This window comes from Streptomyces sp. 1-11 (genome assembly GCF_007176755.1).
Classification (GTDB): domain Bacteria; phylum Actinomycetota; class Actinomycetes; order Streptomycetales; family Streptomycetaceae; genus Streptomyces.
This window is the reverse complement of record NZ_BJTV01000004.1, coordinates 493333-514461: the sequence shown is the minus strand read 5'-3', so window position 1 is coordinate 514461 and position 21129 is coordinate 493333. Positions and strand designations below refer to the sequence as shown.

2 protein-coding genes are annotated in these 21129 nt (G+C 77.1%); both read left to right on the top strand.

Going from position 1 to position 21129, the window contains the following annotated elements:
• Positions 1-3: 3 nt before the first annotated feature.
• Positions 4-2661, top strand: coding sequence for a type I polyketide synthase (locus TNCT1_RS11805; protein WP_143630821.1), 2658 nt, complete (start codon positions 4-6; stop codon positions 2659-2661).
• Positions 2662-2798: 137 nt separating this feature from the next.
• Positions 2799-21113 (top strand): non-ribosomal peptide synthetase, encoded by an 18315-nt coding sequence (locus TNCT1_RS36665; RefSeq protein ID WP_268894165.1) that lies wholly within the window; start codon positions 2799-2801, stop codon positions 21111-21113.
• Positions 21114-21129 lie beyond the last annotated feature (16 nt).

The following is a 21129-nucleotide window of genomic DNA, read 5'->3' as shown; positions in this document are numbered from 1 at the left end:
ACCATGACCCCTTCCGACTCCGACATCGCCATCGTCGGCATGGCCTGCCGGTTCCCGGGCGCGGACTCCGTCGAGCGGTTCTGGGACGTGCTCAGCGAGGGCCGCGAGACCCTGACCCGCTACACCGACGAGGAACTGCTCGCCGCCGGCGTGCCCGCCGAACGGCTGGCCGACCCCCGCTACGTCCGCGCCGCCCAGACCGTCGAGGGCACCGACCTGTTCGACTCCGAGCTGTTCCAGTTCACCCACGACGAGGCCGAGATCCTCGACCCGCAGCACCGCGTCTTCCTGGAGTGCGCCCTGGAGGCCCTGCAGCGGGCCGGCTACGACCCCGCGCGCACCGACGGGCACATCGGCGTCTACGCGGGCGCCGGCCTCAACACCTACCTGCTGCACAACCTCGGCGAGCGCTACCGGGCCGCGTCCACCGTCGACCACTACCGGCTGATGCTCGCCAACGACAAGGACTTCCTCGCCACCCGGGTCTCCTACAAGCTCGACCTGCGCGGCCCCAGCATGAGCGTCAACACCGCCTGCTCCACCTCCCTGGTGGCCGTGCACACCGCCTGCCTCGCCCTGCTCGGCGGGGAGTGCGACATGGCCCTCGTCGGCGCCGTGCACCTCGCCCCGCCGCGCCAGGGCTACCAGTACCAGGACGGCATGATCTTCTCCCCCGACGGCCACTGCCGAGCCTTCGACGCCGACGCCAGGGGCACCGTCATCGGCAGCGGCGCGGGCGTCGTCGTGCTCAAGCGGCTGTCCGAGGCGCTGGCCGACGGCGACTGGATCCACGCCGTCGTGAAGGGCTCCGCCGTCAACAACGACGGCTCCGGCAAGACCGGTTACACCGCGCCCAGCATCGCCGGGCAGGCCGAGGTCATCGCCGACGCCCAGGACGTCGCCGACGTCGGCCCCGAGAGCGTCGGCTACGTCGAGGCGCACGGCACCGGCACCCCGCTCGGCGACCCGATCGAGGTCGCCGCCCTCACCGAGGCGTTCCGGGAGGGCGGCGCGGAGCACACCGGGTACTGCGCGCTCGGCTCGGTGAAGACCAACATCGGCCACCTCGACACCGCGGCCGGGATGGCCGGCCTGATCAAGACCGCGCTGATGCTGGAACACCGCACGCTGGTGCCGAGCCTGCACTACACCCGGCCCAACCCCGAGATCGACTTCGCGGCGAGCCCCTTCTACGTCAACACCGGCACCACCGACTGGAAGGCCGAGGGCGACCACCCGCTGCGGGCCGGCGTCAGCTCCTTCGGCATCGGCGGCACCAACGCCCACGTCGTCCTCGAGGAGCCGCCGGCCCGCACCGAGGCCGCCCCCGGGCGCGACCCGGAGCTGCTGGTGCTCTCCGCCCGCTCCGCGAACTCCCTGAAGCAGTCCGCCGGAGCGCTCGCCCGCCACCTCAGGGCCCACCCCGGTCTCGACCTCGCCGCCGTCGCCCAGACCCTCGGGCTCGGCCGCCGCGCCCACCCGCACCGGCTCGCCGTGGTCGCCCGCGGCACCCGCGAGGCCGCCATGGCCCTCGCCCTCGGCGACGAGGAGCGCACCCGGCAGGGCGTCGCCGGGCCCGGCGACGCCGGCGCCGTGCTGCTGCTCACCGGCACCGGCGCCGACGCGGCGGACACCGCCGAGCTGTACGGCGCGGTGCCCGCCTACCGGGACGCCGCCGACGCCTGCGCCACCGCCCTCGGCCGGGCCGGCCGGGCCGGGGAGCTGCTCGCCGAAACCGGCCCGCACGCCGCCTTCGCCCACGAGTACGCCCTGGCCGGCGCCCTCACCGCCTGGGGCATCGGCCCGGCCGGCCTCGCCGCGGCCGGCGCCGGAACGGCCACCGCCGCCGCCCTGTCCGGGGCACTCCCGCTCGCCGCCGCCCTCGCCCTGGCCGCCGGGGCCACACCGGAGCGCACCGAGGCGCCCCGTCTGCCCGTGGTCAGCCCGCGCACCGGCCGCTGGATGACCGAGGACGAGGCCCGCGACCCGGCGGCCTGGACCGCCCCGGCCGCCCTGGACGGACCGGACGGACTGGACGCGCTGCTCGCGGACAACGGCCGCTTCGCCCTGCCGCTCACCCCGCCGGACGGCGCCCCCGCCGGCCACGCCCACCTGCTCGGCCTCGCCGCCCAGGCGTGGACGCGGGGCGCCGCCCTCGACTTCGAGGCCGTCCACGCCGGCCGGGACGTCCACCGCGTGCCGCTGCCCACCCAGCCCTTCGAACGCCGCCGGCACTGGGTGGAGCCCGGCGGCCACGGCCCCGCCGCACCGGCCGGCCGGGACGACGACCGGCTGCTGCACCGGTTCGAACCGGACGATCCCGGGCACAACGTGGAGCTCGTCACCGACTACCTCACCGGGGAGATCGGCAAGGTGCTCGGCGGCCGCGACCGGGCCGCCCTCGACACCAACCTCTTCGACCTGGGCCTGGACTCCCTGGTCCTGATCGAGGTCGTCGCCAAGCTCGGCGAGCAGCTCGACTTCGAGGTCCCGGCCACGGCCTTCGTCGAGTTCCCCACCATCCGCTCCTTCGTCGGCAACCTCGCCGAGCTGATGGGCCTCGCCCCGGCCACCGGCGGCGCCCAGGCCGCACCGGCCGAACCGGCCCGTGTCTCCCGGCGCGCCCAGCGGGCCGCGGCCCGGGCCACGGACCGGGCCTGACCCACGGCGGCACCGGACGACCCGCACCGGCCGCCACCCCACCCGGCCCCCCGGCGGCCCCGGCCCCGGCCGGGGCCGCCCCCGGCGGTGAACTCCCGGCCCGCGGCGGCCGGTCGAAGACCTGAGAGAGAGCAACTGTGGACGACAAGCGCAAGCTGCTGCTGAGCCTGCTGGCCGCCCGCGACCCGGGCCAGACCCCGGCGGCAGGCGACGGCGTGGCCATCGTCGGCGTCTCCGGCCGCTACCCGCTGGCCGGCACCGTCGGCGAGCTGTGGGAGAACCTGCGGACCGGCCGGCACTGCATCCGCGAGGTGCCCGCCGACCGCTGGGACGCCGACACCCACTACGACCCCGCCGGCACGCACGGCAGCTACAGCAAGTGGGCGGGGTTCATCGACGACGTCGACAAGTTCGACCCGCTCTTCTTCCAGATCTCACCCGCCGACGCCGAGGCCATGGACCCGCAGGAGCGCCTCTTCCTGCAGACCGCCGCCGCCGTCCTGGACGACGCCGGCCACCCGGCCGCCCGGCTCGCCGCACGCGGCCCGGTCGGCGTCTTCGTCGGCGTCATGAACAACAACTACGAGTGGATGGGCGGCGAGGCGACCGCGCGCGGCGTGCGCACCGACGCCCACTCCAACCACTGGTCGATCGCCAACCGGGTGTCCTACACCTTCGACTTCACCGGCCCCAGCCTCGCCGTCGACACCGCCTGCTCCGCCTCGCTCACCGCGGTCCACCTGGCCTGCGAGAGCATCCGGGCGGGGGAGTGCCGGGCCGCCGTCGCCGGCGGCGTCAACCTGATCCTGCACCCCATGCACCTGCGCATGCTCGCGGACCGCGGGATGATCTCCCACGACGACCGGCTGAAGAGCTTCGGCGCCGGCGCCGACGGCTTCGTGGACGGCGAGGGCGTGGGCGCCGTGCTGCTGCGCCCCCTCGCCGACGCCGTCGCCGACGGCGACCGCGTGCTCGGCGTCATCCGCGGCTCCGCCATCAACGCCGGCGGCAAGACCGGCGGTTACACCGTGCCCAGCGCCGCCGCGCAGGCCGAGGTCATCCGCGGCGCGCTGCGGCGCGCCCGGGTGGACCCGGCCACCGTCGGCTACGTGGAGGCCCACGGCACCGGCACCCCGCTCGGCGACCCCATCGAGATCGCCGGCCTCGCCGAGGCGTTCGGCGGCCGGGGCGGCGCCGAACGCCCCGCCGTCCCGGTCGGCTCCGTGAAGTCCAACATCGGCCACCTGGAGTCGGCGGCCGGCATCGCCGGACTGACCAAGGTGCTGCTCCAACTGCGGCACCGCACGCTGGCCCCGTCGCTGAACTCCGCCCGCCGCAACCCCGGCATCGACTTCACCGGCACCCCCTTCGAGATCCAGCAGTCCCTCGCCCCCTGGACGCCGGCGACGCCGGACACCCCGCTGCGCGCGCTGGTCAGCTCGTTCGGCGGAGGCGGCGCCAACGCCTGCCTCCTGGTGGAGGAGTACCGGCCGGACCCCGCCCGGCAGGCGCCCGACGCCCCGGACGGCGAGCAGTTGCTGGTGCTCTCCGCCAAGAGCGAGGACCGGCTGCGCGCCTGCGCCGCGGACCTGGCCGCCCATCTGCGCCGCACCGGGGAACCGGCGCGCGACGCCGACGCCGCCGGGGCGCTCGCCGAGGCGCAGCGCCTGTGCCTCGACCTCGCCGCGCGCACCGTCGGAGTGCCCGCCGAACACCTCGACCTGGGCACCGACCTGGCCGAGTGCGGGTTCTCCGTCACCGAACGCGCCCGCTACCAGGCGCTGCTCGCCGCCGAACTCGACGGCGAACCCCCCGCCGCCCTCGGCACGGCGGCGACCATCGGCGCCGTCGCCGACGCGTTGGCGGCCGCACGGCGTCCGGCCCCCGCCGCCGCTCCCGCGTCCGGCGCCCCGCGGCTCGCCGACGTCGCCCACACCCTCCAGGCGGGCCGCACCGCCCACGAGTTCCGCCTCGCGCTGCCCGCCCGCCGGCTCTCCGAGGCGGCCGCCGCGCTGGAGGCCTACGCCGCCGGGAAGAGCGACGCCCGGATCACCACCGGCCGCGCCGCCCGCGCCCGGATCGTGCTCACCGGCGCCGAGGCCGAAGCGCTCGAGGAGGCCCTGGACCGGCGGGACCTGACGGCGGTCGCCGAGCGGTGGGTCGCCGGAGCCGACGTCGACTGGTCCCGCGTCACCCCCGCGACGGCCCGGCGGACCGAGCTGCCCGCCTACCCGTTCGCCCGCAAGCGGTACTGGATACCCCGGCCGCCCGCCGTCGCCGCCGAGCCCGCGCCCGAGTCCGCGCCCGAACCCGGCCTGGAACTGCCCGACTTCTACCGCCCGGTGTGGGTGCGCGAGCCCGCCCCCGCCGCCACCGGAGCGCCGGCCGCCGGCCGGACCGTCGTCCTCGTCACCGCCGCCTCACGGTGGCTCGGCGAGGCGGTCGCGGCCCGCGACCCGCTCGCCCGCGTCGACCTGGTCGCGCTCGACGAACAGCCCCCGCAGGCCTGGCTGAAGGCCACCGAGGGCGCCGACCTGGTGATCCACCTCGGCGGCGCGGGCGCCGCCGTCACCGACGCCGTCGGTCTCGGCCAGGCCCGCGAGCACCTTCGGCACGGCCCGCTGTCGCTGTTCCACCTGGCGCGCACCCTCGCCCCCGCCCGGCTCGTCGTGGTCACCAGCGACGTGCACGCCGTCGCGGGCGGCACCGCCGCCAACCCGTTCGCGGCCGGGCTGCACGGACTGCTCCAGGTCGTCGCCAAGGAACGGCCCGACCTGAGCGTGTGCGCCCTGGACTACGCCACCGCAGACCTCGACGGCGACCGGGCCGCCGAAGACCTCGTGGACGCCGTGCTGACCGCCCCCGCCGACCCCGCCGGGCGCACCGTCGCCCTGCGCGGCGGCGTCCGCTACGTCCGCCGCCTCGGCCGGGTCACCCTGCCCGAACCCGGCCCGGTCTTCCGCGACCACGGCGTCTACCTGCTCGTCGGCGGCACCGGGGGCATAGCCCAGGAGCTCAGCCGCCACCTCGCCCGCCGGCACCGGGCCCGCCTGGTCTGGTTCAGCCGGAACGAACCCGGCCCCGCACAGCGCGCCCTCGCCGAGGAGATCCGCGGCCTGGGCGGCGACGCCGTCCACGTCCCCGGCGACGCCTGCTCCGCCGCCGACCTCACCGCCGCCGTCGAGGAGGCGTACCGCCGGTTCGGCGCGCTGCACGGCGTCGTGCACGCCGCCATGGCCTTCGACAACCACCCGCTGGCCGAGCTGGACGAGGCCGCGTTCACCGCCGCCATCGAGGTCAAGACCGTCGGCGCCGCCGCGCTCGCCGCCGCCGTCGCCGGCCGGCCGCTGGACTTCCTCGCCTACTTCTCCTCGGCCGGCTCCTTCGGCAGCTTCGCCGGCAACGGCGCCTACATCTGCGCCTCCGCCACCGAGGACGCCTACGCCCTGTTCCTGCGCGACCGGCTGCCCCACCCCGTCACCGTCGTCAACCAGGGGTACTGGGGCCAGGTCGGCTCCGGCGCCCGGCCGGGCCTCGCCGAGATCTTCGCCGGACTCGGCATCCGCGACTTCGGGCCCGCCGAGGGCATCGCCGCCGTACGGCGCGTCCTCGGCAGCGGACTGCCCCAGGCGATGCCGATCCGCGCCGGCCGGCGCGCCCTGGAGGCCATGGGCCACGACCCGGCCCTGGACGGCGAACTGGCCGGCGGCGGCCACCCCGCCACCCTCGCCGGCGCCGCCGCCGACCTGGCGGCGGGCCCCGGCCCCGACCCCGCCGCCCGGCGCGTCCTCGCCGGGTACGAGGAACTGGAGGCCGTCTCCGCGCCCATGCTGCTCGGCGTCTACCAGCGCATGGGCGTCCTGCGGCGCTCCGGCGAGCGGTACGGCGCCGGTGAACTGCGCACCCGCCTCGGCATCCTCGACCGGTTCGCCCGGCTGCACGAGGCCCTGCTCAACATCCTCACGGCCGCCGGCTACCTCACCCGCGACGGCGACCGCGTCACCGCCACCGCCGCGGTCGACACCGTGGACCAGGCCGAGGCGGCCGGGCGCTGGGAGGCGGAGTTCGACCGGATCGCCGCCGCCCACCCCGACATCGAGCCCACCGTCACGCTCAACCGGCTCTTCCTCGACGCCTACCCGCGCATCCTGCGCGGCGAGGTCGGCGCCACCGAGATCATGTTCCCCGGCTCCTCGATGAAGCTGGTGCAGAACTTCTACAAGGGCAACCCGCTCACCGACTCCTTCAACCTCCTGGTCCGCGACACCGTCCGGCGCTTCCTCGACGCCCGGCTGCCGCAGCTGCCCGCCGGCCGCCGCGTCGAGGTGGTCGAACTGGGCGCGGGCACCGGCGCCACCAGCGAACGCGTCCTGCCCGCGCTGGCGCCGCACGAGGGCCGGGTCGGCTACACCTTCACCGACATCTCGCCCCGCTTCCTCGAACACGGCCGCGAGCGCTTCGCCGAGCAGTACCCCTTCACCCGCTTCCAGGTGCTCAACCTCGAACGCGGCCTGGCCGAACAGGGGTTCACGCCGGCCACCGCCGACCTGGTGCTCGCCACCAACGTCGTGCACGCCACCAGCGACCTGCGGGCCACCCTGCGCAAGGCCAAGGCCCTGCTGCGCCCCGGCGGCTGGCTGGTGCTCAACGAACTGACCTCCGTACGGCCCCTGCTCACCATCGGCGGCGGTGTCCTGGAGGGCTGGTGGGCGTTCGGCGACGGCGAACTGCGGCTCCCGGACTCGCCGCTGGCCTCCCCCGAGGGCTGGACGCGGCTGCTGCACGAGGAGGGCTACGCCCCCGTCACCGCGCTCGGCGCCGACGATCCGGCGCTGGGACAGACCGTGCTGGTCGCCGAGAGCGACGGCGTCGTGCTCACCGCGGACCCGGCCGCCCGCGCCACCGCCCCGGCCCGCGCCGCCGAACCCGGGGCCGGGCCCGCACCCGCCACTGCCCCGGCCGCCGCCGACGCTCCGGCCACCCCGGCCGCCGGCGCCGACGCCGTCGGCGAGCGGCTGCGCGTACTCGTCGAGCGCGTACTGAAGCTGGACGAACGGATCGACCCCGACCGGCCGCTCGCCGACTACGGCTTCGACTCGCTCAGCGGCATGAAGATCGTCGCCGCCGTGGACGAGACGTTCGGCGTCGCCGTGCCGCTCGGCGACTTCTTCGAACGCCCCACCCTGCGCGAGCTGACCGCCCACCTCACCGCCGGCCGGCTGGCCGAAGCGGCGGCCGCCCCGGAGCCCGCCCCGGCCGGCGCCGTACCGGACCGGGCGCCGCGACCGGCCCCGGACGCCGGCCCGGGGGCGGCCAGGGCCGCCGAACTCGTCCTGCGCCCGAGGACCGACGCGGAGCAGTGCACCCACCCGCTGAGCGAGGGCCAGCGCGCGCTGTGGGTCATCGAGCAGATCGCACCCGGCACCTACGCGTACAACCTGCCCCTCGCCCTCTGGCTCGACCGCGACCTCGACGTCCTCGCGCTGCGCACCGTCCTGCAGGACGTCGTCGACCGGCACGACGCGCTGCGCGCGACCATCCGCACCGGCGAGGACGGCACGCCCCACGTCCGGGTCGCGGCCGAACCCGAACTCCCCTTCCAGCAGGTCTTCCTGACCGCCCGCGACGACGACGAGCTGCGCGACCGGATGCGCGCGGAGCTGCGCCGCCCCTTCGAGCTGCCCACCGGACCGCTGGTGCGGGCCACGCTCTACACCCTCGGCGACGGCCGCAACGCCCTGCTGCTCACCTTCCACCACGCGGTCTTCGACGGCGTCTCCATCGCGCTGCTGCTGCGCGAGCTGGAGGACGGCTACCGCGCGGTCCGCGCCGGCCGGACGCCGGACCCGCGGCGTCCCGCCCGCGACTACGCCGGATTCGCCGCCTGGCAGCGCGACCTGCTCGCCGGTGACGAGGGCGCACGGCTGCGCGCCCACTGGACCGAGCGGCTGCGCGGCCGCCGCACCACCGTGCCGCTGCCGCTGGACCGGCCCCGCCCGGCCGTCCCCGGCCACCGCGGGGCGAGCCTGGACGGGCACCTCCCGGCGGACGTCACGGACCGGGCCCGCGCACTGGCGGCGGCGGAACAGACCTCCCTGTTCGGCGTGGTCCTCGCGGCCTGGTTCGCGCTGCTGCACCGCTACGCCGACCAGGACGACATCGCCGTGGGCACCCCCACCGCCGGCCGGCCGCCGAGCGGCTACGACGACGTGCTCGGCTACTTCATGAACATGGTCGTGCTCGCCGAACGCGTCGACGGCGCCGAGGAGTTCCGCGCGCTGCTCGGACGCGTGCACCGGACGGTGCTGGACGCCCTGGAGCACAGCGCCTACCCGCTGATCACCCTCGCCGAGGACCTGCGCCGGGCGGACCCCGAGGCCGGCGCCCCGTTCAACGTCGCCTTCTACTTCCAGAACTGGACGCGCGCCGCCCGGACCGGCGAGGCCGCCGACGCCGTCGTCCTCGGACCCGTCGAAGGCGTCCACCAGGAAGGCGAGTTCGACCTCACGCTCGAGGTGGTCGAACAGGCCGAGGGCTGCCGCTACACCCTCAAGTACGATCCCGATCTCCTCGACGCGGCGACCGTGGCCCGGCTCGGCGAGCACTTCGCCACCCTGCTGGCCGCCGCCGTGGACCGGCCCGGCACCGCCGTCGGCGAACTGGACCTGCTCACCGACGCCGAGCGGGCCCTGCTCGCCCCGCCCGAACCCGCCGACTACCCCGCGGACACCCTCGTCTGGCAGCTCGTACGCCGCCAGGCCGAGGCGCGGCCCGACGCCGTCGCCGTCCGTCACCGCGGCACCGAGCTGACCTACCGCGAGCTCGCCGAACGCGTCGACGCCCTCGCCGCCCGGCTCACCGCGGCCGGCGTCGGCCGCGGCCGCACCGTCGGCGTCCTGCTGCCGCGCGACGCCGGCCTCCCCGTCGCGCTGCTCGCCGTCCAGGCGGCGGGCGGCACCTACGTGCCGCTCGACCCCGCCTACCCGCGCGACCGGCTCGCCTACATGGCCGAGGACGCCAAGCTGCACCTGATGCTGACCCACTCGTCCGTGACCGGCGACCCGGGCGGCGTGCCGCGGCTCGTCACCGACACCGGCGAACAACCGCCCGCGCTGCCCTCACCCGGCCCGGCCGGCCCGTCCGACACCGCCTACGTCATCTACACCTCCGGATCCACCGGCCGCCCCAAGGGCGTGTGCGTCCCGCACCGCGCCCTGACCAACTTCCTGTGGTCGATGGCCCGCGAACCGGGATGCGGGCCGGGCGACACCCTCCTCGCCCTGACCACCGTCTGCTTCGACATCTCCGGCCTGGAGCTGTACCTGCCGCTGATCACCGGCGCCACCGTCGAGATCCTCCCCGCCGAGGACGCCCGGGACGGACTGCGGCTGCGCGAGGCCCTCGAGGCGGGCGCGGCCACCGTCGTCCAGGCGACCCCGGCCACCTGGAGCATGCTGCTCGCGGCCGGCTGGCGGGGCGACGCCCGGCTGAAGGTGCTGTGCGGCGGCGAGGCGCTGCCCGCCGACACCGCCGAGGCCCTGCTCGCCGGGAACCAGGAGGTGTGGAACCTCTACGGGCCCACCGAGACCACCATCTGGTCCGCGGCCCGCCGCCTCGCCCCCGGCGAGCGCGTCACCATCGGCACGCCCATCGCCAACACCACGCTGCACGTCCTGGACGGCTCCCGCAGGCCGGTGCCCACCGGCGTGGCCGGCGAGCTGTACATCGGCGGGCACGGCGTCGCCGACGGCTACCTCGGCCGGCCCGAACTGACCGCCGAGCGCTTCCTGCCCGACCCGTCCGGCGCCGGACCCGACGCCCGCGTGTACCGCACGGGCGACCTGGCGCGCCGCCTCGCGGACGGCCGCATCGAGTACCTCGGCCGGATCGACTCCCAGGTCAAGGTGCGCGGCTTCCGGGTGGAGCTGGAGGAGATCGAGGCGACCCTGCGACGCGTCGAGGGCGTCCGCGAGGCCGTCGTCGTCGCCCGGGGCGGGGCCGCGGGCTCGCACACCCTGCTCGGCTGCTACGTCCTCGACGACGGCGCGGCCGAACCCACCCGCGAGCGGCTCGGCGCCTGGCTGCCCGAGCACATGGTGCCGGAGACCCTGCTGCGCGTCACCGGGTTCCCGCGCACCCTCAACGAGAAGGTCGACCGGGGCGCCCTCGCCGCACTGCCGCTGGCCGAGCTGCGCGCCCGCTTCGGCGCCGGAACCGCGCGGCCGGAGCCGGCGCCCGCCGGGCCGCCCGCCGCCGGAGGCGGCCGGGCGGAACTCGAGGCCGACCTCGCCCGCATGGTCGCCGGCCTGACCGGCCTGCGCCCCGAGGACATCGGCGCGCACACCCCGCTCGGCGAGACCGGCATGAACTCGGTCGGCTTCACCGCGCTCAGCGCCGAGCTGCGCAAGGCGTACGGCATCACCGTCTACCCGACCCTCTTCTACCGCCGCGGCACCCTGCACGCCCTCGCCGACCACCTGCTGCGGGAGCACGCCCACGAGCTGCCGGCCCGCTTCGGCACGGCGGCCACGGACACGGCGGTCCCGGGCAGCGGGACAGCGGGTACGGACAATGGGACGCCGGTCACGGGCACGCCGGTCACGGGCTCGCCGGTCACGGACACGGCGGGCACCGGCGGCGGGACGCCGGGCGCAGGCGGCGCGGCGACGCCCGGGGCGGCCGTGACCGGGGACCGGAGCGCGACCGGCGCCGGGACCCCGGGCGCGCGCGGCGACGGGCGGCACGCCCCGGCCCGCGCCGACGTCGCCGTCATCGGGATGGCCGGCCGGCTGCCCGGCTCCGCCGACCTGGAGGAGTTCTGGGCCCACCTGGCCGCCGGCGACGACCTGGTGGGCGAGATACCCGCCGACCGCTGGGACTGGCGCGACCACCCGCGTTCCCGCTCCCGCTGGGGCGGCTTCGCGCCCGGCGTCGACCGGTTCGACGCCGCGTTCTTCGGCATCTCGCCCCGCGAGGCCGAACTGATGGACCCGCAGCAGCGGCTGATGCTGGAGACGGTGTGGTCGGCCGTCGAGGACGCCGGGTACCGGCCGTCCGAGCTGGCCGGCAGACGCGTCGGCGTGTTCGTCGCGGTCACCAACTCCGACTACCTGGAGGTGCAGCGGGCGGCCGGACGCGGCGCCGAGGGCCACACCCTCACCGGCGCCGCCCTGTCCGTCATCCCCAACCGGGTGTCGTACCTGCTGGACCTGCGCGGCCCCAGCATCGCCGTCGACACCGCCTGCTCCGGCTCGCTGACGGCCGTCCACCAGGCCTGCGCCGCCCTGCGCGACGGCACCTGCGACCTGGCCATCGCGGGCGGGGTCAGCCTCATCCTGGCCCCCGGCGTGTACGAGGCGCTCAGCCAGGGGGAGATGCTCAGCCCCGACGGCCGCTGCAAGGCGTTCGACAGCCGCGCCGACGGCTATGTGCGCGGCGAGGGCGCGGGAGTGGTGCTGCTCAAGCCCCACGACGTCGCCCGCCGGGACGGCGACGCCGTGCACGCAGTCATCAAGGCCGCCGCCGTCAACCACGGCGGCCGGACCACCTCGCTCACCGCCCCCAACCCCGACGCCCAGGCCGACCTGCTCGTCGACGCCTACCGGGGCGCCGGAGTGCCGCTGGACACCGTCGGCTACATCGAGGCGCACGGCACCGGCACCGCGCTCGGCGACCCGATCGAGACCACCGGCCTGAGCACCGCCTTCCGGCGGATCAGGGCCGAGCAGGGCGTCGCGGAGACCGCGCGGCCCTGCGCCATCGGCTCGGTGAAGACCAACATCGGCCACCTGGAGGCCGCCGCCGGCATCGCCGGCCTGTTCAAGGTGGTCCTCGCGCTGCGGCACGGCACGATCCCGGCCAGCCTGCACTTCCGCGAGCGGAACCCCTATCTGGAGCTCGACGGCGGCCCGTTCGAGGTCGCCGCCACCGCCCGGCCCTGGCCGCGTCCGCGGGACGCCGCCGGAGCGGAGCTGCCGCGCCGCGGCGGCGTCAGCTCCTTCGGCTTCGGCGGGGCCAACGCGCACATCGTCCTGGAGGAACCCCCCATGCCGGATGCCCGCGACGACAGCCCGGCCGAGGAGCTGTTCGTGCTGTCCGCCCGCGACGGCGAGGCGCTGCGCCGCTCCGCCCAGCGGCTCGCCGACCACCTCGGGCGGCACGACCTCCCGGCCGCCGACCTCGCCCACACCCTGCAGACCGGCCGCGAGCCCCTGGCGCACCGGCTCGCCGTGGTCGCCGACAGCGCCGCGGGGCTGCGCGCCGAACTGCTGGCGCACCTGGCCGGCCGGCCCTCGGCGGTGCGCACCGGCCACGCGGCCGACGGCCGCCCCGCCGCCCGGACCACCGCCGGACCCGGCGACCTGTGGGGCCTCGCCGCCGACTGGCTGCGCGGCGCCGACGTCGACTGGCCCGCCCTCCACCGGGGCGCCCCCCGCCGCCGGGTCCACCTGCCGGCCTACCCCTTCGCCGGCCCCCGCCACTGGCCGGCCCCCGCCACACCCGCACCCACGCCGACGGCCCCCGCCACACCCGCACCCACGCCGACGGCCCCCGCCTTCGCGACGCCGGGCGCCCACGCCCGTCCAGGCGACCCCGCCCGCCTGCACCCCACCCTCCTGGACGCCGACGTCTCCGCGCCCGGCGAGCACGTCTACGCCAAGACGCTGACCGGGGACGAGTTCTTCCTGCGGGACCACGTCGTCGGCGGCGACCGCGTCCTGCCCGGCGTGGCCTACCTGGAGATGGGCCGGCTGGCCGGTGAACTCGCCGCCGCCGGCGCCCCCGTACGCGGTGTGGACGACCTGGTGTGGGCCGCGCCGGTGCGGCTCCAGGCGGGCCGGGCCGAGCACCGGCTGACCGTCCGGGTCACCGGTGACGGCGCGCACCACTCCTTCGAGGTGTGCGGGGACGGCGTGGGCGCGCCGGTGCACGCCGGCGGCACCCTCCGCCTCGACGCGGCCGGCCCCCGGCCCGCCCCCGCCGACCTGGCCGGCATCCGGGCCCGCTGCCCCCGCGTCACCGCCGGGGCGGACTGCTACGCGGGCTTCACACGGCTCGGCTTCGCCTACGGCCCCTCCTTCCAGGTGATCGAGGAGATCGCCGAGGGTCCGGGCGAGGTGCTGGCCACCTTGGTGCTGCCCGAGGCCCTGCACGCCGACGCGAGCGCGTACGCCTTCCACCCGGCGCTGCTCGACGCCGCCCTGCAGACGGCCGGCCGCCTCGTACCGGGCGCGGGCGACCCCGCGGGCCCGGCGCCGTACCTGCCGTTCTCACTCGGCGCGGCCCGGCTGCACGCCCCGCTGCCGCGGCGGGTGTTCGCCCACGCCACCCCGGCCCCGCGCCCGGCGCCGGACGGTTCGCTCTCCTTCGACGTGGCCCTGCTCGACGAGCACGGCACGGCCGTCGTCACACTCGAGTCCTTCACCCTGCGGGCGCTGCCCACGGCCGGCGCGGTGGCCGCCTTCGAACCCGGCTGGCAGCCCGCGCCCCGGCGCCGCCCGGGCCCGGCCGGCACGGTCCTGCTGCTGGCCCCCGCCGCGGGCACGCCGGACGAGGCCGGACTCGGCGCCGCGCTGCGCGCGGCCGGCGCCGAGGTGCGCCGGATCCCGCTCGGAGCGGACTTCGACGCCGTCGCGGCCGTCCGCGCCGCCGGGGCGGGCCCGGTCCGCGTCCTGCACCTGTCGGCCGGCGAGCCGGAGTGCGACGCGGCGGTGGAGTCCGGCTTCCACACCGCGCTGGCCTTCCTGCGCGCCTGGCAGCTCGACCGACACGACGCGCTGACCTACCTGTACGTCCACCCGGAGCCGGCGGCGTCGCCCGCCGACCCGGCCCTGGCCGGCTTCGCGCGCTCGGTCCGCCTGGAACACCCCGCCATCGCCTTCGGCGTGCTCGCCGTCGCGCCCGGCGCCCCGGCCCGGGACGTCGTCGCCGAACTCCTCGCCGAGGGCGGCCCCGAGACCGAGGCGCGGCTCACCGCGGACGGCCCCGAGCGCCGTTCCTGGCACCGGACCACGCTGCCGGCCGTCTCCGGCTCCGCGTTCACCGGCGCCGGCGCGCACATCGTCACCGGCGGCACCGGCGCGCTGGGCCTGCTCGCCGCCGAGCACATCGCCGCCGCCCGCACCGCGGCCGGGGTGACCGGCGGCGGCCTCGTCCTCGCCGCCCGCACCGCCCCCGACGCCGCGACGCGGGCCCGCGCCGACGCCCTCGGCGCCCGCGTCGTCGTCGCCGACGTCGCCGACCCGCGGGACGTGCGCGCGCTGATCGACGCGGCGCGCGGCGCGTACGGCCACGTCAGCGGTGTCCTGCACGCCGCCGGTGTGCTGCGCGACGGGCTGCTGCGCGGCAAGGAACGCGCCGACGCGGACGCGGTGCTGGCCGCCAAGGTGCGCGGCACCACGCTGCTCGACGAGGCCACCGCGGGCGAGCCGCTGGACTACTTCGTCGTCTACTCCTCGGCCGCGGCCGCGTTCGGCAACGCCGGCCAGACCGACTACGCCTTCGCGGGCGCCTTCCTGGACCGCTTCGCCGAGCGCCGCGAGGAGCGGCGCAGGGCGGGCACCCGCCAGGGCCGGACCCTCTCCGCCGCCTGGCCGGTGTGGTCCGAGGGCGGCATGCGCATCGACGCCAGGGCCGAGGAGTACATGGACCGCGTGCTCGGCATGCGCCCGCTGGCCACCCGGCCCGCCCTGGACGCGCTGGAACGGGCCCTCGCCGGCACCGCCCCGGCCCTGCTGCTCGCCCCCGGCGACCCGGCCCGCGTCCTCACCGCCCTGTCCGGCGGCACGACGGCCCCGGCCCCGGCCGCGCCGCGGCCCGCCGCCGACGCCGCGCCGGGCCCCGATGCTGGCGCGGGCCCCGGCTCCGGTTCGCGCGAGGAGGCCGAGCGGCTGGTCCTGCGGCTGCTGGCGCGGGAGCTGAGGACGCCGGAGGCGGAGATCACCGTCACCGAGCCCTTCGACCGGTACGGCGTGGACTCCCTGATCACCATGAGCCTGATCCGCGGCCTCGAACAGCACGTCGGACCGCTGTCGAAGACCCTGCTCTTCGAGCACGTGACCGTCCGCGACCTGGCCGCCCACCTCGCCGCCGCCCACCCCGCCGCCTTCACCACCGCCCCGCCGGCCCCGCTGCCGCCGGCCCAGGCCCCGGCGCCCGCCGCGACCGTGCCCGCGCCCGCCGCGACCGTGCCCGCGCCCGCCGCGACCGTGCCCGCGCCCGCCGCGACCGTGCCCGCGCCCGCCGCTGCCGTGCCCGCGCCCGCCGCCGCGACCACCGCTGCCGCGACCCCGCCCGCCGCCGTGCCCGTGCCCGCCGTCCCGGCGGCGGTGCCGGCCCCCGCCGGGCCCACCGGCGGCGACGACATCGCCGTCATCGGCGTCGCCGGCCGCTACCCGCGCGCCGGCGACGTCACCGAGTTCTGGCAGAACCTGCGCGAGGGCCGCGACAGCGTCGAGGAGATCCCGGGCGACCGCTGGGACCACGGGGTCTTCTACGACCCGGACAAGTCGGCCACCGGCAGGACCTACGGCAAGTGGGGCGGCTTCGTGCCCGGCGCCGACCGCTTCGACCCGCTGTTCTTCCGGATGTCGCAGATCGAGGCCGAGCACACCGACCCGCAGGAGAGGGTGTTCCTGGAGACCGTCTGGCACCTGCTGGAGGACGCCGGCTACACCCGTGAGCGACTGCGCGGCGGGCGCACCGGCGTGTTCGTCGGCATGATGTACGGCCACTACCAGCTCTACGGCGTGGGCGAGGCGCTGCGCGGCGAGGGCTTCGCCACCTCCTCGTCGTACGCCTCCGTCGCGAACCGGGTGTCGTACTTCTTCGACTTCACCGGTCCCAGCGTCGCCCTGGACACCATGTGCTCCTCCTCGCTGGTCACCATCCACCAGGCCTGCCTGGCCATCCGCAACGGCGACTGCGACGTCGCGGTCGCGGGCGGCGTCAACATCTCCAGCCACCCGGTGAAGTTCCTCCAGCTCGCCCAGCGGGGCTTCCTCGCCGAGGACGGCCGCTGCCGCAGCTTCGGCGAGGGCGGCACCGGCTACGTCCCGGCCGAGGGGTCCGGCGCCGTGCTGCTCAAGCGCCTGGACGCGGCCGTCGCCGACGGCGACCGCGTGCTCGCCGTGGTCAAGGCGTCCGCCGTCAACCACGGCGGGGCGGGCGCCGGTTACAGCGTCCCCAACCCCCGGGCACAGGGCGACCTCGTGCGGTCCGCGCTGGAGCGCGCCGGACTGCGCCCCGGCGACCTCGACTACCTGGAGGCGCACGGCACCGGGACCGCGCTCGGCGACCCGGTCGAGGTCAACGGCATGCTGCGGGCGTTCGAGGGCGACCTGCCCGAGCGGCTGCCCATCGGCTCGGTCAAGTCCAACATCGGGCACGCCGAGTCGGCCGCCGGCATCGCCGCGATCACCAAGGTGCTGCTGCAGATGCGGCACGGCGAGCTGGTCCCGTCCCTGCACGCCGACCGTCTCAACCCGAACATCGACTTCACGTCGACCCCGTTCGAGGTCCAGCGCGAGCGGGCGCCCTGGCCGCGCCGGGTGCGGGAGGACGGCACCGTCCGGCCGCGCACCGCGGGTGTCAGCTCCTTCGGCGCGGGCGGCACCAACGCCCACATCATCCTCCAGGAGCACCTCGGGCCGGACACGCCCGCCCCGGCCGCCCCGGCCGGCGGCCGGCTGGCGGTCCTCTCCGCCCGGGACGCCGGCCGGCTGCGCGCGCAGGCCCGGCGTCTGGCCGGCCACCTGCGCGCGGAGACGGGCGGGGCGACGCCCCAGCAGGTGGCCTGGACCCTGCAGACCGGACGCGAGGCCATGGCCCACCGGTTCGCCGTCCTCTTCGAGGGACTGCCCGAACTCGCTGCGAAGCTGAAGGAGTTCGCGGCCGGCGGCAGCCCGGCGGGCAGTTGGACCGGTGTGGTCGACCCGCGCCGCCCGGCCCCCGGCACCGAGTTGCCCGCGGACCCCGCCGCCCTGGCCGCCGCCTGGACCCGGGGCGAGGGCGTCGACTGGACGGTCCTGCACCCGGCGGGCAGCCCCGGCCCGGTGGCGCTGCCCGGCTACCCCTTCGACGGGGACCGCGTCTGGCTCGCCGCCGCCGACGCCGAACTGGCCGCCCTCACCGGCCGGCCGGCCGACGGCGGCATGCTCCTGACCCGGCGCTGGACGCCCGCCCCGCCCGCCTCCCGCACCGCGCGCCCGGCCCTGACCGCCGTCCTCGCCGCCCCCGGCACAGAGACGCTGGCCGCCCGGCTCGCCGCCGTGCTGCCCGCCGCCGAGGTGCTCACCGCCGACCGGCTGGACGCCGAACTCGCCGCCGACGGCACCCGCTGGGACCGCTTCGACGCCGTCGTCGACCTGGCGGGCTGCGCCGATGCCGGCCCGGCCCCGGACCACACCACGCTGCCCACCTGGCTGCGCTGGCTCCAGCACCTGGTCGACCGCGGCAGCCGCGACCTGCGCGCCCTGCTGGTCACCCGGGTCGCCCCCGACGACACGCCCGGCCTCGGCGGCGCGGCCCGCATCGGCCTGTACCGGATGCTGCAGAGCGAGTACCGCCACGTCCGCTCCCGCCACCTGGAGATCGACGGCGCGGCCGGCGACGAGCGGCTGTGCCGCTGGGTGGCCGACGAACTGAGCTACGACGACGAGCCCGCCGAGGTCGCCTACCGCGACGGCGTCCGGCACCTGGCCCGGCTGGCTGAGGAGCCGGGCGGCGCGGGCGAGGCGCCGCGCTTCCCGGCCGGCCACGTGCTCTGGGTCACCGGCGGCACGCGCGGCATCGGGCTGCTGACCGCACGGCACTTCGTCGCCGCGCACGGGGTGCGCAAGCTGGTCCTCACCGGACGCGAGGAACTGCCGCCGCGTGCCGAGTGGGCCGCGCACATCGCTCAGGACGGCCCGCTGGGCCGCAAGCTCCGCCCGCTGGCCGAACTGGCGGCCCAGGGGGTGGAACTGGAGGTCGTCGCGGTGCCGCTGGAGGAGCGCGAGGCGCTCGCCAAGGCCCTCGCCGACGTCCGCGGACGGCTCGGACCGGTCGGCGGCGTGGTGCACAGCGCGGGCGTCACCGACTTCGAGAACCCGGCGTTCGTGCGCAAGCCGCACTCGGGCGTCGCCCGCGTCCTCGGCCCGAAGGTGTTCGGCCTCGACGCCCTGCTGGAGGTGTTCCGCGACGAGCCGCTGAGCCTGTTCGTCGTGTACTCCTCGGTCGCCGCCGCCGTGCCGGCCCTCGCGGTCGGCCAGAGCGACTACGCCATGGCCAACGCCTACCTGGACGCCGTCGCCCGGCACCGCCCGTACGGGCTGCCCGTGGTCAGCGTGGAGTGGCCGAGCTGGAAGGACACCGGCATGGGCGAGGCCCGCAGCGCCGCCTACCGGGCCTCCGGGCTGGCGGCGCTCTCCGACGAACAGGGACTCGCCCTGCTGGAGCGGGCGCTGGGCAGCGGCGCCAGGGTGGTCATGCCGGTGGTGCCGCGCCCGGACGCCGGCTTCGACCCCGCCCGCCTGACCGCCCGCCGCCTGGACCCGGCCCCGCCCACCGCCACCGCGCCCGCCGCCGTCCCGGCCCCCGCCGGGCCCGCGATCTCGGCCACCGCCCCGGCCACGGAAGCGCCCGCGGTCCCCGGCGCCCCGTTGGCCGCGGCGCCCGCCGCGGGGCCGGACGAGGACGCCCGGGTGCGCGCGGCGGTCGGCGCGGCCGCCTCCTGGCTGCTCGACCGGCTCGCCGAGGAGCTGCGCTTCGACCGGGCCCGGCTCGCCGGCGACGTACCGGTCCAGGACTACGGCATGGACTCGATCATGGTGTCCCAGCTCGTCCAGTCCGTCGCCAAGCGCCTGGACGTCTCCGTCGACCCCTCGGCGCTGCTCGAACACCCGACCGTCGACGCCTTCGCCGGGCACCTGGCCGAGGCGCACCGCACGGAACTCCTGGCCGTCTTCGGCGCTCCGGCGGCGGACACCGGCCCCGCCCCGGCCCCGGCCGGCACCCCGGCGGCCGGCTCCCCGCGCGGCTTGGACACCGCACCGGCGTCCCCGGCGCCCGCGGCCGGTCCGGCGGCGCCGGACATCGCGGTCGTGGGCCTGTCCTGCCGCTTCCCGGACGCCGGTTCCGCCGACGCCTACTGGGAGCTGCTGCGCCAGGGCCGCTCGGCGCTGCGGCCGGTCCCCGACGAGCGCTTCGGCCGCCCGCTCGGTCACCACGCCGGCCTGCTGCCGGGCGTGCTGCGGTTCGACCCGGAGGCGTTCCTGCTCTCCGAGGCGGACGTGGCGGCCATGGACCCGCAGGCGCTGCTGCTGCTCGAAGAGGTGAACAACGCGGTCCACCACGCCGGTTACCGGCCCGCCGAGCTCAAGGGGCGCAAGGTCGGCGTGTACGTCGGCGGACGCGCCACCCACACCCCCGACCCGGACGCGCTGGAACGCTCGAAGAACCCGGTCGTGGTGACCGGGCAGAACTACCTGGCGGCGAACGTCTCGCAGTTCTTCGACTTCCAGGGCCCGAGCCTGGTCGTGGACACCGCCTGCTCCTCCGCCCTGGTCGCGATGGACACCGCCGTCCAGGCGCTGCGGACCGGATCGGTGGAGGCGGCGGTCGTCGCCGGGGTGAGCCTGCTCGCCGACGACCGGGCGCACCAGGTGTTCGGCCGGCGCGGACTGCTGAACCCGGGCCCGGAGTTCCACGTCTTCGACCGCAGAGCCGCCGGACTCGTCCTCGGCGAGGGCGTCGGCGTCGTGGTCCTCAAGCCGCTGGCCGCCGCCCGCGCCGCCGGCGACCGGGTGCTCGCGGTGCTGCGCGGCATCGCCGTCAACAACGACGGCCGCACGGCGGGACCGGCCACCCCCAACCTCCAGGCGCAGAAGGCGGTGATGACCGAGGCGCTCGCCCGCAGCGGCCACGCCCCGGGCGACATCGGCTGGGTGGAGACCAACGGCACCGGGGCCGCCGTCACCGACCTGCTCGAACTCAAGGCGATCGACGGCGTCTACGGCGCCGCCGCGACCCGCTCCTCGCCCGTCGCCCTCGGCTCCGTGAAGCCGAACATCGGCCACCCGCTGGCCGCCGAAGGCATCGCGGCGTTCATCAAGGTGGTGCTGATGCTGCACCACCGCACCCAGGTGCCGTTCCGCTCCGGGCAGCAGCCGCTGCCGCACTTCGACCTGGACGCCTCCGCGCTGTACTTCCCGCGCCAGGCGGCCCCCTGGCCGGCCGCCGCCGAGGCCGCCGCGCTCAACTGCTTCGCGGACGGCGGCACCAACGCGCACCTGCTGCTCGCGCCCGCCCCGGCGGACCACCTCGCCGCCCGCGCCCCGCTGCCCGGCCCGCCGCTCGACCGCAGGACCGTCGTACGGGGCCCCGCCGGACCCGCCGAGTCGACGGCGCCCACCGGACCCGTACCGCCCGCCGAGCCCGCGCCGACGGGCCTGTTCTGGGACACGTACCGGTGAGCGGGACCGGCGGCCA

Excerpts from the sequence above, each read along its gene's own strand:
- TNCT1_RS11805 (WP_143630821.1), top strand. The coding sequence starts at position 4 with ATGACCCCTTCCGACTCCGACATCGCCATCGTCGGCATGGCCTGCCGG.